This is a genomic window from Mycolicibacterium phocaicum (assembly GCF_010731115.1).
GTDB lineage: Bacteria > Actinomycetota > Actinomycetes > Mycobacteriales > Mycobacteriaceae > Mycobacterium > Mycobacterium phocaicum.
In genome coordinates this window covers 1,338,492-1,354,078 of the sequence record NZ_AP022616.1, presented here as the reverse complement: position 1 = coordinate 1,354,078, position 15,587 = coordinate 1,338,492, and the positions used below count along the sequence as shown (strand labels likewise).

Sequence of the window (15,587 nt, the reverse complement as noted above, 5' to 3'; positions counted from 1 at the left end):
AATCAGAACTTGTAGAACGGCACCAGCTGGTTGGCGCGCTGCAGGTTGGTCTGCAGGCAGTCCGGGCGGTCCGGCGTTCGATCGGGGAGTAGAACAGCGACTGGTTGATCAGCCCGTAGCTGGTCTTGAAGGTGATCATGCAGGTCACCCACCACCGGTCATTCCAGTCGGTCGGCTTCATGATCCAGTACTGCGCGGCCCGGTGGCCGGCGATGTTCAGCTCGACGGCGTCGGCCGGCAGCGTCTGCTCGTAGGTGCGCCAGACGATCGGCTCGACGGCCATCTGGTAGTTACCGGCGTCGTAGTGGCAGCGCAGGCCGTCTTCGTGGTCGGGCGGAGTGAAGCCCAGGCCCATGGCGTTGATGGCGTCGAGCGGAATCTGATCGCACGGGTCGAATGGGCTCGGGTTCGTGGTGGCGATGATCGGATATTTGATGGTGCTGCTCATCGGGGCGGAGGTGGAGCGCAGCTCGACGTTGTCGCCGCCGGTCGGTGTCACTGGGTTGGTCTGTGTGACCACCACGCCTGCCGTCACGAGCGCACACAGCGCCGACACGAGCCGTAGTTTCCCGGCCATCGCTGCCATGACACCCCTTAGATCCGAGCAATACTGCGGGGAGTCTACAAGTCGCCTGCGTCACACCGGACAGGATGGGAGAACCTGTTCTAGTTTCTCCCGCTGCGCGGGACGGTTGGCACTGCGGCGGGCGTTGCTGTCACCCAAGTACCCTGGATTTTTGTGTCGACTCAGCCGACCCTTTGGGCAATCAGTGACCTGCACATCGGGCACACCGGAAACAAGCCGGTCACCGAGTCGCTGCACCCGGCCTCACCGGACGACTGGCTGATCGTCGCCGGCGACGTCGCCGAGCGCACCGACGACATCCGGTGGTCCCTCGACCTGCTGCGCAAGCGCTTCGCCAAAGTGATCTGGGTGCCGGGCAACCACGAACTGTGGACCACCAACAAGGACCCGATGCAGATCTTCGGGAAGGCCCGCTACGACTACCTGGTCGACATGTGCGACCAGATGGGCATCGTGACGCCCGAGCATCCGTTCCCGGTCTGGACCGGCCCGGGCGGCGCGGCGACCATCGTGCCGATGTTCCTGCTGTACGACTACAGCTTCTTGCCCGCGGGCACCGCGACGAAGGCCGAGGGTCTCGCGCTGGCCAAGGAGCGCAACGTCGTCGGGACCGATGAGTTCCTGCTGTCGAGCGAGCCGTACGCCACCCGGGACGCGTGGTGCCGCGACCGGCTGAACGTCACCCGCAAGAAGCTCGACGACCTGGACTGGATGGAGTCGACGGTTCTGGTCAATCACTTCCCGCTGGTGCGCGAACCCTGCGACGCCATGTTCTATCCGGAGTTCTCGCTGTGGTGCGGCACCACCGCGACCAAGGACTGGCACACCCGCTACAACGCCATCTGCTCGGTGTACGGCCACCTGCACATTCCGCGCACCACCTACTACGACGGGGTGCGGTTCGAGGAGGTCTCGGTCGGCTATCCGCGAGAGTGGCGGCGCCGCAAGCCTTATCGGTGGATGCGCCAAATCCTGCCGGACCCCCAGTACCCACCCGGCTACCTCAACGACTTCGGTGGCCACTTCGAGATCACCCAGGAAATGCGGGAGCACGCGCAGAAGATGCAGGACCGAATCAATTCGAGGCGGTTGTGATGTTGCTGACCCAGGTGCTGCCCGACGTGGTGGCCACCGCCGAGACGTATTCGGACCCGGGCGATCTCGTGCCGCTACCGGAGGAAGAGCCCCTGATCGCCCGGTCGGTGGCCAAGCGCCGCAACGAGTTCATCACCGTGCGACACTGCGCGCGTGAAGCACTGGGCAAGCTCGATGTCGGCCCGGTCCCGATCCTCAAGGGCGACAAGGGCGAACCGTGCTGGCCCGACGGGATCGTCGGCAGCCTGACGCACTGCGAGGGTTTCCGCGGCGCGGTGGTGGCGCGGGCCGCGGAGGTGCGCTCAGTCGGTATCGACGCCGAACCGCACGGGGTGCTGCCCAAGGGCGTGCTGGGTGCGATTGCCCTGCCGGCCGAACAGGACACCATCGGGACGCTCGAGGGCGACCTGCACTGGGACCGAATCCTGTTCTGCGCCAAGGAGGCGACGTACAAGGCCTGGTTCCCGCTGACCCACCGCTGGCTGGGTTTCGAGGACGCGCACATCACGTTCGAGCTGGATTCGTCGGGGAGTTCGGGCACGTTCCTGTCCCGCATCCTCATCGACCCGGCCGCCGAGTCCGGCCCGCCGCTGATTGAATTGCCGGGCCGCTTCACCGTGTCGAACGGCCTTGTCCTGACGGCGATCTCGCTGTGAAGGCGGCGTCGAAGCCGGCTCCGCCGCCGGGGCTGGTGATCGTCGACAAGCCCGCCGGAATGACGAGCCACGACGTCGTCGGCAGGTGCCGGCGATTGTTCGGCACCCGCAAGGTCGGGCACGCCGGCACGCTCGACCCCATGGCGACCGGCGTGCTGGTGGTCGGCATCGAGCGTGCCACCAAGATCCTGGGCCTGCTGACCGCCACCGACAAGACGTATATCGCGACCATCCGGCTCGGGCAGACCACGTCGACCGAGGATGCCGAAGGGGAAGTGCTGCAGACGGTTTCGGCCGCGCACGTGACCGACGGGCAGATCGAAACCGCGGTCGCGGCATTGCGCGGTGAGATAGACCAGGTGCCGTCGGCCGTCAGTGCGATCAAGGTCGACGGCGAGCGGGCCTACAAGTTGGTGCGCGAAGGCAAGGCGCCTGAGTTGGCGGCCCGCCGGGTACGGATCGAACGCTTCACAGTGGACGCGGTGCGGCGGGTCGAGGATTTCGTCGATGTCGATGTCACGGTGGACTGCTCGTCGGGCACCTACATCCGGGCGCTGGCCCGTGACGTCGGTGCCGCGCTCGGCGTCGGTGGGCACCTGACGGCGTTGCGGCGCACCAAGGTTGGCCGCTACGGGCTGGACGAGGCGCGCACGCTGGAACAGCTGACCGATGCGGCCGAGTTGAGCTACTCGCTGGACGCGGCGTGCCTGCTGGGGTTCCCACGGCGCGACCTGACCGACGGCGAGACCGAGGACACGCGCCATGGCCGGGCTCTCACGCCGGCGGGTATCGACGGGACCTACGCTGCGACCGCGCCCGACGGGCGGGTCATCGCGCTGCTGGAGGACGGGCCCAAGCGCACCAGCAGCGTCGTGGTGCTGCGGCCGGCGACGTTGTAGCGGCCGCCGCGGACGGCGCTCTTACGTTCCAATCGGAATGGTTTTGGGCCGGAATCCGCCTTCCGGCCACGTACGATGCAATCGTGACTGCTGGGGTGGATGGGCCTACCAGGCGGCGCACGCAGGCCGAGCGAAGTGCGGCCATGCGTGCGCGCCTGCTGGATGCCACCGTGGAATGCCTGGTCACCTACGGTTACTCCGGCACGACGACGCAACGCGTCGCGGAAATCGCCGGTGTCACGCGCGGTGCGCAGGTACACCATTTCCGTTCGAAGGAAGACCTGGTGGCGGCTGCTGTGGAGCATCTCGCCGAGCAGCGGGTGCAGGCCGCGATCCGGGATCTCGGGCGGGTAGCAGCGAACCCCGATCCGGTATCCACGTTGCTGGACTACCTGTGGGAATCGCACCAGGGGCCGGTTTTCGTTGCCACGCTCGAGCTTTGGGTGGCCTCCCGGACCGACCCAGGTCTGGCCGAGAATATCGATCGGGTAGAGCCCATCGTCACCGGCGCGTTGATCAGCGCGCTGGCGCAGCTGGTTCCGAATCGAGCTGCTCAGAAAGAACTGCGCGATCTGGCGTTCACGGCCATGGATGCGCTGCGGGGGATTCTCCTGTCGAGCTTTGTGGACCGCGATAGTGAACGGGCCCAGAAGCGCTGGAAGCGTGTGTGTAGCCAGCTGCGCGGCATGTTTGTCGACGCGCTCGACGGCAGTGCCGTCACTGCTGAAACCTCCTCTTAGCTAGTACTTTTCGCCCACCGGGTACCCATCTCCGTCGATTGCTGAACATCAGCACCGGCTGGCCTCTTGTAAAGATACAAACAAGTCGGTATGTTGTTGCCAACACGCAGAAGGAGAGGGTTCATGCCCAACAAGGTGTATGTGGTCGGCGTCGGTATGACGAAGTTCGAGAAGCCCGGCGCTCGGCTCAATCCGGACGGCTCGCCCTGGGACTATCCGGATATGGCCCGCGAGTCCGGTTCAGAAGCGCTGGCAGATGCCGGGATTGACTATCGCGAGGTGCAAGAGGCCTACGTCGGCTACGTGTACGGCGAGTCGACATCGGGGCAGCGGGCGGTCTATGAGCTCGGTATGACAGGCATCCCGGTGGTCAACGTCAACAACAACTGTTCGACCGGATCGACAGCGTTGTACCTCGCGGCACGTGCGGTACGCAGCGGTCTGGCCGACTGCGCGCTTGCGCTCGGATTCGAGAAGATGCAGCCCGGTTCACTCGGTTCGACATATGACGACCGCGAGCAGCCCATGGCGAAGCACTTCCTGGCGCTGGCCGAGATCAGCGAGGTGCTTTTCCCGCCGGCGCCGTGGATGTTCGGCGCGGCCGGACGCGAGCACATGAAGCAATTCGTCTCCACCGCTGAGCATTTCGCAAAGATCGGCCACAAGAACCACAAGCATTCGGTCAACAACCCGTACGCGCAGTTCCAGGACGAATACAGCCTCGATGACATCCTCGGCGCGCGGATGATCTACGACCCGCTCACCAAGCTGCAGTGCTCGCCGACGTCGGACGGCTCCGGTGCGGCGATCCTCGCCAGCGAGGCGTTCGTCGACAAGCACGGGCTGGCCGATCGTGCGGTGGAGATCGTCGGGCAGGCGATGACCACCGACTTCGAGAACAGCTTCGACGGCACGTGCAAGGCACTGATCGGTTACCACATGAATGTCGCTGCCGCGCAGCAGGTTTACGACCAGTCGGGGCTCGGTGCCGAAGACTTCCAGGTCATCGAGTTGCACGACTGCTTCAGTGCCAACGAACTGCTGCTGTACGAGGCGTTGGGGCTGTGCGGCGAAGGTGAAGCCGCGAAGTTGATCGACAACGGCGACACCACCTACGGCGGGCGCTGGGTGGTCAACCCGTCCGGCGGGCTGATCTCCAAAGGCCACCCGCTCGGTGCCACCGGTCTGGCACAGTGCGCCGAACTCACCTGGCAGCTGCGCGGTACCGCCGATAAGCGTCAGGTACCGGGCGTCACCGCCGCTCTGCAGCACAACATCGGCCTGGGTGGGGCCGCCGTCGTCACTGCCTACCAGCGCGCCGAGCGCTGAACCGAAACATCAACCAGAACAAGAACTAAGGAGCACAGCCATGGGACACATCGAAGCCACCAAGCAGCTGTCCGCCACGCCGGAAGCGCTGTGGTCGATCGTTTCGGACCTCTCCACCTGGGACAAGTGGTTCACCATCCACGAGAAGTGGATGTGCGACGTGCCGGCGACCGTCACCCCGGGCACCACGCTGACCGCGAAGATCGTCATGCTCGGCATGGCCAACAAGATCGAGTGGAAGATCGAGCGGATGGACGCGCCGACGACGTTCGCGCTGTCCGGAACCGGGATGGCCGGAGTCAAAGCGTCGTTCGAATTCACTGTGACGCCCTCGGGCGACGGTTCGGAATTCAAGGTAGCCGGCGATTTCGAAGGTGCACTTGTCAAGGGCGCGCTGGCCAAGGCCGTCGAGAAGGACGGCGCCAAGCAGCTCGACAAGACGCTCGAGCAGCTCGACACCCTCGCTGCAGCGGCGGTTTGACATGGCCGACGAGGAACTTGTGTTCGACGACACCGGCCTGAACAAATGGACCGAGGACGACCACTTCGAGGTCACCCGCGAGCACCTTATCGATTATGCAAAGGCCACCAATGACCCCATCCGGGCACACCTCGCCGGTGATGTGGCCCCGCCGATATTCGCGATCGTGCCGGTCTTCGAATCGCTGCTGACCCCGACGGTCGACGTGGCGCCCGTGGAATTGATCCCGCGGGTCGTCCACGGCGAGCAGGACTTTCATTTCCACCGGCCCATCTATCCCGGCGACAAGCTGGTGTCGCGGGGCATGATGCTCGGCTACGAAGGGCTCGAGAACGGCACCCGGGCATCCGTGTATCTGGAATGCCGCACGGATGACGGTGATCTGGTGAACGAGCAGTACGTGACGTGCTTCTTCCGAGGTTTCAACGCCGGCAAGAAGATCGGGGAGTTGGGCCCGGAGCACAAATTCGACGCCACGCTGCGGGACCAGGCTCCGCTGGCCAAGGTCATTCAGCACGTCGATGCCGATCAGACGTTCCGGTACTCACCGGCATCGGGCGACCCGATGCCGATCCACCTCGATGAGGAAGTCGCCAAGGACGCCGGCCTGCCGGGCATCATCGCCCATGGCCTGTGCACCATGGCCTTCACCTCATGGGCCGTGCTGACCGAGGTCGGCGGCGAAGATGTCAACCGACTCAAGCGATTTGCCGTGCGGTTCTCCAAGATGGTGTTCCCGGGCGACGATCTGGAGACCCGTATCTGGCAGGCCGGCCGCGGTAGTCACACGACGAAATATGCGTTCGAGACCGTGAGAAATGGCAGCGCCGGCGAGGAATTCGCCATCACCGACGGCCTGGCCGTAATCGCCGACTAGCTGAAAAGGATAAGAGCATGGGAGCTTTGGAAGGACGCATCGCCGTCATCACCGGTGCCGGCCGCGGCATCGGCCGCGAGCACGCGCTGCTGTTCGCTCGCGAGGGTGCGCGCGTCGTGGTCAATGACCTCGGCGGCAGCAACGCCGGCGAGGGTGCCGACGCCGGACCGGCGCAGGAGGTCGTCGACGAGATTCGCGCGGCCGGTGGAACGGCCGTCGCCAATACCGACAACATCGCGACGTGGGACGGCGCCGCCGGCCTCATCGAACAGGCCGTCAGCGAGTTCGGGGGCCTCGACGTGGTGGTCAACAACGCCGGGATTCTGCGCGATGGTTTCATCCCGACCATGGACGAATCCCAATGGGACGCTGTGGTTTCGGTGCACCTCAAGGGTCACTTCTCGGTGCTGCGGCATGCTGCGGCCTATTGGAAGGCGCAGAGCAAGACAGGCAATCAGCCCAACGCCGCTGTCATCAACACTGCGTCGGGATCGGGCCTGACGATCCCGAACGCCGGGCAGGTGAACTACGGCGCGGCCAAGGCGGGCATCGCGGCGATGACATTGGTTGCCGCCGAAGAGCTCGAGCGATACGGCGTGCGGGCCAACGCCATTGCCCCGATCGCCCGCACCAGGCTCACCCTCGCCACTCCGGGCATGGGTGCCCTCATGGCTGAGCCTGACGATGGTGAAGTCGACCTGTTCAGCCCGGCGAACATCTCGCCGCTGGTGGCGTACCTGGCCACCGAGAAGTGCCCGCTGACCGGCAAGGTCTTCGCGGTGCAGGGCGGCGCGATCTCCGAGCTCGGCGGCTGGCACGACGTGACGACGATCGAGACCGACGGACTGTGGGAGATCGACGACATCGCGGTGAAGCTCTCATGATCGAGTGGTCCGAGTCCGACGAACTCATTCGCGAGAGCGTCCGCGAATTCATCGCCAAAGAAGTCGAGCCGCACCGCGATGGACTGGAACGCGGCGAGCTGTCACCGTATCCGGTCGCGCGAAAGCTGTTCAGCGAGTTCGGTCTCGACGCGGTGGCCGCGGAAGCGGTCAAGACCATGCTGGACAAGGAACGGGCCAAAGCGGAAGCGACTGCCGCTGGGGAATCCGAATCGGCGAAGCGCTCGTCCGGCGGTATGAGTGACCTGGGTGGCCAGGTGTCGATGGCCGCGGTACTGGTGTCCGAGATTGCCGGTGTCAGCATCGGTCTGCTCAGCACCATTGGGGTCAGCCTCGGCCTGGGGGCGGCGACCATCGCGAGCCGCGGCACGCTCGCGCAGAAGGAACGCTGGCTGCCGGAACTGGTGACGCTGGAGAAGATCGCGGCCTGGGCCATCACGGAACCGGATGCCGGTTCGGATGCCTTCGGCGGGATGAAGACCTACGTCAAACGCGACGGCGCGGACTACATCCTCAACGGCCAGAAGACCTTCATCACCAACGGACCCGACGCCGACGTGCTGATCGTCTACGCCAAATTGGACGACGGTGACCCAACTGCGGACCGCCGGAACCGCAAGGTGCTGACGTTCGTCCTCGAAGCCGGGATGCCGGGCCTCACGCAGGGCAAGGCCTTCAAGAAGATGGGCATGATGTCCTCGCCGACGGGTGAGCTGTTCTTCGACAATGTGCGCATCACACCGGACCGGTTGCTCGGGGAAACCGAAGATCATGGTGGCGGTGACGGGCGGGAGAGCGCTCGGGCGAACTTCGCGGCCGAGCGACTCGGCGTGGCGCTGATGGCATTGGGAATCATCAACGAATGTCACCGGCGCTGCCTGGATTACGCCAAGACCCGCACGCTGTGGGGCCAGAACATCGGTCAGTTCCAGCTGATCCAGCTCAAGCTGGCCAAGATGGAAGTCGCGCGGATCAACGTGCAGAACATGGTGTTCCAGACCCTGGAGAAGCTGCAGGCCGGCAAGATCCCGTCGCTGTCCGAGGCGTCGGCCGTGAAGCTGTACTCATCGGAAGCGGCGACCGAGGTGGCCATGGACGCCGTACAGCTCTTCGGCGGCAACGGATACATGGCCGAATACCGCGTCGAGCAGCTGGCGCGCGATGCCAAGTCGCTGATGATCTACGCGGGCAGCAACGAGGTTCAGGTGACCCACATCGCGAAGGGACTGCTGGCCGGATGAGAGCGGCGGACCCACTCATGATGGCGTTCGACCGGTTGACGGCGAATTCGGTTGCGCGGCTGACCATCGGTGCCGCTTTGCGGTTTCTGATGGCCAACCCGCGGCTGATCACGCTGATCCGGCCGGTCGCCAACTCGGCGATCGTCGGCGTCAGCCCCGTCGTGGCCGGCACGGTGGTGGCGCCGGCGACGGGACCGCTGTCCGGTGAGTGGGTCCGAGCGCCCGGCGCTCGTGACGGCGATGGTGTCGTGCTGGTGCTGCACGGCAGTGGCTATCTGATCTGTTCGCCGCGCACACACCGGGGTTTCGCATCGCATCTGTCACGCTCCTCGGGTCTGCCCGCACTGGTGGTCGGCTATCCATTGGCGCCGGAGCGCACTTTCCCCGCTGCGGAGGATGCGGCGATGACGGCGTATCGCTGGCTACTGACCCAGGGTTACGACCCGAGCAAAGTGGTGATCGCGGGTGATTCGGCGGGCGGGCACCTCGCGGTGGCGGTGGCCTTGCGCGCCAGGGCCGAGGGACTGCCCACGCCGGCCGCGCTCGCCTTGTGGGGTCCACTGATCGACCCGTCGTACCGCGCTTCGATCGCCGATCCCCGGGTGCGCCGGCAGCCCTTCGATCCGCAGGCCGCCGCCCGCGCCCTGGCGCTGTATGTCGGGGATGCGGACCCGGCGGATCCGCGGCTGTGTCTGCTGAACGCCGACCTGTCAGCGCTGCCGTCCATCCAATTGCACTACGGAACAAGGGAAGTCATGCGAGCGGATGCCGAGGCGTTCGCCGCGCGGGTGACGGCGTCGGGAGGTCATTGCGAACAGCGCCTGTGGCCGGGTTTGGCACACGCCTACTGGATGTTCCCGCGCCGCAAGGACGGAAGTTTGGACAGCATGATGACCGGTGGGGTGTTTCTGCGTGCCGCTGTGGCTCAGCCCGACCGGCCCATGGCGAAGGAGTAGGACAAGTGATGACGCAGTTGCTGCGCCAGGTGCGGGACGCGCGTGGCATGGTCGAGGCGGCACTGGTGCTGCAGCGCCGGGGGTTGGTGGACATCTGCCGTCCGCTCGAGGCGGTGTCCGCCTCGCGGGGCATGCGCCGCTACGGGTCGTTCGGCGGCCTGGTCGGGCACGTCGCAGCCCGCTACGGCGATGCTCCAGCGCTCACCGACGAGCTCGGCACGGCGAACTTCACCGAGCTCGAAGCCGTGTCCAACAAGTTGGCGCGGGGACTCGCGGATCGCGGCATCGGCGCGGGCACCGTGGTCGGCCTGCTCGTGCGGAACCACCGAGCGCTTCCGCTGGCCCTGTTCGCCACCGGAAAGGTCGGCGCGAGAGTGGTTTTGCTCAATACCGGCTTTGCGGCACCGCAACTCGCCGACGTGTGCAAGCGCGAGAACGTCACCGCGGTGATCGCGGATGACGAGTTCGCCGACCTGGTCGACGTCCTGCCGGACAGTGTCGACCGCATCGTCGGCTGGTGCGGGCTGGCCGCGGTCGCCGACGGCCGGTCCTCCGACGCGTTGCCCGCGCCGGCTTCGATCGGCGGCATGGTGCTGCTCACCAGCGGTACCACCGGCACCCCCAAGGGCGCGCCGCGCAACAAGGTGAGTCCGCTGCAGTCTGCGCAGCTGCTGGACCGGATTCCGTGGCCGTCGGGCGGCGCCTATTACGTTGCGGCGCCGATGTTTCACGCCACCGGGCTGGCGACCTGTTCTCTCGGTTTTGCCCTCGGCAACCGAGTCGTGTTGGCCCGCCGATTCGACCCGGAGGCCACCCTGGCGGCGATCGAACACCACCGGGTGGGTGCGCTCATCGTGGTGCCCACGATGCTGAGTCGCATCCTCGATCTGGGGCCAGAGGTGCTGGCGCGCTACGACACCTCGTCCCTGACCGTTGTGTTCGCCGCGGGCTCGGCGCTGTCACCCGATCTGTGCCGTCGCACCATGGAAGCGTTCGGGGACGTGCTGTACAACTTGTACGGGTCGACAGAAGTTGCGGTCGCGGCCGTCGCGACGCCCAGCGAATTACGCACCGCGCCAGGCACCGTGGGTCGGCCGCCGGTCGGCTGCACGCTGGCCGTATACGACGAGAACCGGCGGCGAATCACCGAACCGGGCCGCACCGGAACGCTTTTCGTTTCCAGCAACTTGAGCTTCGCGGGCTACACCGACGGTGGACACAAGGAGTGCGTCGACGGGCTGCTGTCCTCGGGCGACACCGGTCATTTCGACGAGAACGGACTGTGGTTCGTCGACGGCCGCGACGACGACATGATCGTCTCCGGCGGCGAGAACGTCTTCCCGCTGGAGGTCGAGAATCTGCTCGCGGGCCACCCCGCCGTCGTCGAGACCTCGGTGGTCGGGGTGGATGACCTGGAATTCGGAAAGCGGCTGTGCGCGTTCGTAGTACGCCGTCCCGACGCCGATCTCGATGCCGACCAGGTCAGGAGCTACGTACGCGCGGAGTTGGCTCGGCACAAGGTGCCGCGCGACGTCGTGTTCGTCGACGTATTGCCACGCAACGAAACCGGCAAGGTCCTCAAAGCACAACTGCACAAGATGGTGGAGCAATGACCAAGAAGAACACCGACATTCGCGGTCGCGTCGTGGTGATCACGGGCGGCGCCAGGGGGATCGGTCGGGCCACCGGCCTGGCTTTCCTGCGGGCCGGCGCCCGGGTTGCCCTGGGCGACATCGACGTCGAGCTCGCCGAGAAGACCGCCGCCGAGTTCGCCGCTACCGGTGAGCAGGTCTGCGGGCTGCAGCTCGACGTCACCAGCAGGACGTCCTTCGAAGCATTTCTCGACGAGGTGGAAAGCCGGCTGGGCCCCGTCGATGTCCTCATCAACAACGCCGGCATCATGCCGACCGGCTTGTTCGCCGAAGAGACCGACGAGATGACCGACCGGATGGTGGCGATCAACCTCGGCGGCGTGCTGAACGGCTCGAAGCTGGCCGCGGGGCGGATGCGGGGACGCGGGGGTCACATCGTCAATGTGGCCTCCCTGGCCGGGGTCAGCGCATTTCCCGGCCTGGCCACGTACTGCGCCACCAAACATGCGGTGGTCGGATTCACCGAGGCGCTGCATCTTGAACTCGCAGCCGACGACATCGCCGTCACGGCCGTGCTGCCGGGCGTCGTGCACACCGAACTGTCCGCCGGCCACAGCGCCCCGCGGTGGATTCAGCCCATCAGCGAGGTGGAGCCCGACGACGTCGCCGCCGCCATCGTCCGAGCTGTGGTGCAGGGCAGGGCGAAAGTGGCCGTGCCACAAGCACTCGGGGCCATGATCAAGATCATGGGCGCACTCCCGGACGGTGCCCGGCACTGGATCTCCCATGTCGCCCATTTCGACACCACGTTCACCCATACGGATCCCGCGGTGCGCGCGGCGTACCACCGCCGACTCGTGAACTGATCACCCCGTCACGTTGTAGCGTCGGCACATGGCCACCCACGAGCGCGAGATCACGCGGCCGGTCGACCTGTGCACACCGTCTGGGCGGCTCAACCGCGACGCGGTCGGCTGGACCCGAACATCGTTGCACCGCTGCAACTTACGCGGCTGGGGGCGCACCAAGCGCTGGGAGTACTGGTGCGTGACGACGCCGACCCATCTGGTCGCGGTCACCGTCTCCAGCCTCGACTACGTGGCAGTCAACAACATCTACTTCCTCGAATACGGTGGCCGCGAGGTCGACCGCACCAGCGTGTTGCCGCTGGCGCGCGGCGTGAAGCTGCCGACGAGCCTGGGCGACGGTCCGACCCGCGCCCGCGGCGCAGTCACCATCGATCTCACCGATGGTCCCGGCGGCACCCGAATCCACTTCTCCTGCAACACCGCTCACGGGCCGCTGACCGGCGACCTGACGGTCGCCCTGCCGCCCGGCCACGAGACGCTCGGCGTCGTCGTCCCGTGGAGCGACCGCAAGTTTCAGTACACCGCCAAGCACACCGCGCGGCCGGCGTCGGGCACCGTGCAGCTCGGCGACCAGACGTACGACTTCACGGGCGGCTGGGGGGTTCTCGACCACGGCCGCGGCCGATGGCCGGCGCTGGTCCGCTGGAACTGGGGCGCGGCCTCCGGTCACACCGACGGCCACGTCGTCGGCCTGCAACTCGGCGGCAAATGGACAGTGGGCACCGGCATGACCGAGAACGCGCTCTGCGTCGACGGCAGGCTCACCAAGATCGGCGCGGAGCTGGACTGGCAGTACACCGACTACCTGGCGCCTTGGTCCATCCGCACACCCGACTCCGACGACATCGATCTGGTCTTCACGCCGTTCCACGACCGCGCACCCGGACCCGGCACGCATCAGTGTTTCGGCCACTACGACGGCCGCATCCGCACCGACGACGGCCAGACCATCGCCGTCGATCACCTACTGGGCTGGGCCGAGCAGGTCAGCCTGGTGTGGTGACGCGCCCTAGGCGACGACCCAGATGGCCTCGGCCGCCGGGTTGCCCAGGTCGACGGTCGTGGTGTCGTCATTGGCGGCGTCCGCGGCCGTGACCGCCACGGAGATCATCCCGGCGAAGTCGCGCCGGGCCACGACGCGCAGATGCGAATCGAGCGTGATCCCGACGCTGTCGAAGTACCGCAGCATCTCGGGATCGTGGTCGGAAATCCGGGCCACCGTGCCGGCGTCACCGTCCGCACACGCCGACAGTTGCCGCGCCGGGGGAGTCGGCACCTGGCCGTCGGCCGCGGGAATGGGATCGCCGTGCGGGTCCCGGGTCGGGAAGCCGAGCTTGGCGTCGATGCGGTCCAGCATCCGGTCCGACACCGCGTGCTCGAGCACCTCGGCTTCGTCGTGCACCTCGTCCCAGCCGTAGCCGAGCTCGCGCACCAGGAACGTCTCCATCAATCGGTGGCGGCGGACCATGGCCAGCGCCGCGCTGCGGCCGATGTCGGTGAGCGTCACCGCACCGTACTTCTCGTGGTGCACCAGGCCCTGATCGGCGAGCTTGCGGATCGACTCCGAGGCCGTCGACGCCGACACCCCGATGCGTTCGGCCAGCATTTTCGTGCTGACTTTCTCGCGTGACCACTCCTGCGCGGTCCAGATGACTTTGAGGTAGTCCTGGGCGACCGTGGATAGATCCGGCGTATTGCCGGCGTCTTCTGCAGGACTCACAGCACAAAGTTTAGGCAATCGTCACCTCATCCGGGGATCTCACGGTGCCTGCCGCGGCGGCGCGCCGTAGGCTTGCGGTCGTGCAACGCTGGCGTGGGCAGGACGAGATCCCCACGGATTGGGGCCGATGTGTGCTCACCATCGGGGTATTCGATGGCGTACATCGTGGACATGCAGAACTGATCAGCCACGCGGTGAAGGCCGGCCGGTCGCGCGGCGTCCCCACCGTGTTGATGACGTTCGATCCGCATCCGATGGAAGTGGTCCTCCCGGGCAGTCACCCCGCGCAGCTGACGACGCTGACCCGCCGGGCCGAACTGGTCGAGGAACTGGGCGTCGACGTCTTCCTCGTCATGCCGTTCACCACCGACTTCATGAAGCTGACCCCCGAGCGCTACGTGCACGAGCTGCTCGTCGAGCGCCTGCACGTGCTCGAGGTCGTGGTCGGCGAGAACTTCACCTTCGGCAAGAAGGCCGGCGGCAACGTGCCGCTGCTGCGCAAGGCCGGCGAGCGCTTCGGCTTCGCCGTCGAGGGCATCTCGCTGGTGGCCGAGCACCACCAGGCCGAGACGGTCACGTTCTCGTCCACCTACATCCGGTCCTGCGTGGACGCCGGCGACATGGCCGCCGCGACCGAGGCGCTGGGCCGGCCGCACCGCGTGGAGGGCGTCGTCGTCCGCGGCGACGGTCGCGGCCGCGGGCTGGGCTTCCCGACCGCCAACGTCGCGCCGCCGATGCACTCGGCGATCCCCGCCGACGGCGTCTACGCCGCCTGGTTCACCGTCCTGGGGCACGGCCCCTCGGTCGGCACTGTGACGCCGGGCGAGCGCTACCAGGCCGCGGTGTCCGTCGGCACCAATCCGACGTTCTCCGGTCGTACCCGCACCGTCGAGGCCTTCGTGCTCGACACCGAGGCAGACCTGTACGGGCAACACGTGGCGGTCGATTTCGTCTCGCGCATCCGCGGCCAGGAGAAGTTCGATTCGGTGGACGACCTGGTCGTGGCCATGGATCGCGATACCCAGCGGGCTCGCACGATTCTGGTTCCGCAGTAGCTTCCTGATAAACTGCCCGACGCGCGTGCTGCAGTTCGCGGTGGCCGCGCCCTCGTTGTTCTTCGCGGACCGAATTGATGGAGTTGTTTCGTGGCACTCACTGCCGAGCAGAAAAAAGAGATCCTGGGTCAGTACGGCCTGCATGACACCGACACCGGCTCGCCGGAGGCTCAGGTCGCCCTGCTGACCAAGCGCATCTCGGACCTGACCGAGCACCTCAAGCAGCACAAGCACGACCACCACAGCCGGCGTGGCCTGCTGCTGCTGGTCGGCCGTCGCCGCCGGCTGCTCAAGTACGTCGCTCAGGTCGACGTCGCGCGGTACCGCTCGCTGATCGAGCGTCTGGGTCTGCGTCGCTGACGCAAGTCTGAAAAGAGCCACCGGTCTGCCACGCAGACTGGTGGTTTTTTCGTTGGAGGACGCCGACGAGTGTGAGGGTCATGTACAGATTTGCGCGATTTCCCGTGCGTAGCCCTCACACCGGTCGGTTTACCGCGCCGATCAGGCAAATCACCCCGGTGTAGCATGTATTTGTTTTGGGCCTAGCGCCCAAGACGTCGGAACGTCACACAGCGTCCGCCTGAACCTC

The 15,587-nt window shown here is 66.3% G+C and carries 16 protein-coding genes and 1 pseudogene; 15 read left to right on the top strand and 2 right to left on the bottom strand.

The genetic code is table 11. From position 1 onward, the window contains the following. Window positions 1–2 precede the first annotated feature (2 nt). A pseudogene (locus G6N46_RS06595) lies at window positions 3–577 on the bottom strand (DUF3558 domain-containing protein). A gap of 162 nt (window positions 578–739) precedes the next feature. Between G6N46_RS06595 and G6N46_RS06590 the strand changes: the two are divergent. The 13 genes from G6N46_RS06590 (at window position 740) to G6N46_RS06530 (ending at window position 13,226) form a co-directional block, all read left to right on the top strand. Next, window positions 740–1,681, top strand: a complete 942-nt coding sequence (locus G6N46_RS06590; protein WP_174814024.1) for an ACP phosphodiesterase PptH — start codon at window positions 740–742, stop codon at window positions 1,679–1,681. Next, window positions 1,681–2,337, top strand: coding sequence for a 4'-phosphopantetheinyl transferase PptT (pptT, locus tag G6N46_RS06585; protein ID WP_138248923.1), 657 nt, complete (start codon window positions 1,681–1,683; stop codon window positions 2,335–2,337). The genes G6N46_RS06590 and pptT overlap by 1 nt, the downstream gene beginning before the upstream one ends. Further along, entirely contained in the window at window positions 2,334–3,236 is a 903-nt protein-coding gene (gene truB, locus G6N46_RS06580; protein ID WP_138248924.1) for a tRNA pseudouridine(55) synthase TruB, read from the top strand. The genes pptT and truB overlap by 4 nt, the downstream gene beginning before the upstream one ends. A gap of 143 nt (window positions 3,237–3,379) precedes the next feature. Next, on the top strand, window positions 3,380–3,976 hold the full coding sequence (locus G6N46_RS06575) for a TetR/AcrR family transcriptional regulator (protein ID WP_138248925.1): 597 nt from the start codon (window positions 3,380–3,382) through the stop codon (window positions 3,974–3,976). A 123-nt stretch (window positions 3,977–4,099) separates the two neighbouring features. Next, on the top strand, window positions 4,100–5,305 hold the full coding sequence (locus G6N46_RS06570) for a lipid-transfer protein (protein ID WP_138248926.1): 1,206 nt from the start codon (window positions 4,100–4,102) through the stop codon (window positions 5,303–5,305). Between the two features lie 40 nt (window positions 5,306–5,345). Then, window positions 5,346–5,786 carry a type II toxin-antitoxin system Rv0910 family toxin gene (locus tag G6N46_RS06565; protein WP_138248927.1) on the top strand — a complete coding sequence of 147 codons (441 nt, stop codon included), beginning with the start codon at window positions 5,346–5,348 and terminating at the stop codon, window positions 5,784–5,786. Window position 5,787: 1 nt separating this feature from the next. Beyond that, window positions 5,788–6,663, top strand: a complete 876-nt coding sequence (locus G6N46_RS06560; protein WP_138248928.1) for a MaoC/PaaZ C-terminal domain-containing protein — start codon at window positions 5,788–5,790, stop codon at window positions 6,661–6,663. 17 nt (window positions 6,664–6,680) lie between these two features. Further along, a complete protein-coding gene (locus G6N46_RS06555; RefSeq protein WP_163692626.1) occupies window positions 6,681–7,547 on the top strand; it encodes an SDR family oxidoreductase in 867 nt (288 codons plus the stop codon). Beyond that, window positions 7,544–8,806, top strand: a complete 1,263-nt coding sequence (locus G6N46_RS06550; protein WP_138248929.1) for an acyl-CoA dehydrogenase family protein — start codon at window positions 7,544–7,546, stop codon at window positions 8,804–8,806. Before G6N46_RS06555 ends, G6N46_RS06550 begins: the two co-directional genes overlap by 4 nt. Window positions 8,807–8,823: 17 nt before the next feature. Continuing rightward, entirely contained in the window at window positions 8,824–9,762 is a 939-nt protein-coding gene (locus G6N46_RS06545) for an alpha/beta hydrolase fold domain-containing protein (RefSeq protein ID WP_234880623.1), read from the top strand. 8 nt (window positions 9,763–9,770) lie between these two features. Beyond that, window positions 9,771–11,375, top strand: a complete 1,605-nt coding sequence (locus G6N46_RS06540; RefSeq protein WP_138248999.1) for an acyl-CoA synthetase — start codon at window positions 9,771–9,773, stop codon at window positions 11,373–11,375. Next, window positions 11,372–12,220 carry an SDR family oxidoreductase gene (locus tag G6N46_RS06535; RefSeq protein ID WP_138248931.1) on the top strand — a complete coding sequence of 283 codons (849 nt, stop codon included), beginning with the start codon at window positions 11,372–11,374 and terminating at the stop codon, window positions 12,218–12,220. The genes G6N46_RS06540 and G6N46_RS06535 overlap by 4 nt, the downstream gene beginning before the upstream one ends. A 28-nt stretch (window positions 12,221–12,248) precedes the next feature. Continuing rightward, window positions 12,249–13,226 carry a DUF2804 domain-containing protein gene (locus G6N46_RS06530; RefSeq protein WP_138248932.1) on the top strand — a complete coding sequence of 326 codons (978 nt, stop codon included), beginning with the start codon at window positions 12,249–12,251 and terminating at the stop codon, window positions 13,224–13,226. A 6-nt stretch (window positions 13,227–13,232) separates the two neighbouring features. Here G6N46_RS06530 and mntR read toward each other — a convergent pair whose 3' ends face one another. Beyond that, on the bottom strand, window positions 13,233–13,943 hold the full coding sequence (gene mntR / locus G6N46_RS06525; RefSeq protein ID WP_138248933.1) for a manganese-binding transcriptional regulator MntR: 711 nt from the start codon (window positions 13,941–13,943) through the stop codon (window positions 13,233–13,235). An 80-nt stretch (window positions 13,944–14,023) separates the two neighbouring features. Here mntR and G6N46_RS06520 point away from each other — a divergent pair, with 80 nt between their 5' ends. Further along, window positions 14,024–14,998: a bifunctional riboflavin kinase/FAD synthetase gene (locus G6N46_RS06520; protein ID WP_060999680.1), complete on the top strand. Its 975-nt coding sequence runs from the start codon at window positions 14,024–14,026 to the stop codon at window positions 14,996–14,998. 90 nt (window positions 14,999–15,088) lie between these two features. Next, window positions 15,089–15,358: a 30S ribosomal protein S15 gene (gene rpsO, locus G6N46_RS06515; RefSeq protein ID WP_060999682.1), complete on the top strand. Its 270-nt coding sequence runs from the start codon at window positions 15,089–15,091 to the stop codon at window positions 15,356–15,358. Window positions 15,359–15,587: the final 229 nt, after the last annotated feature.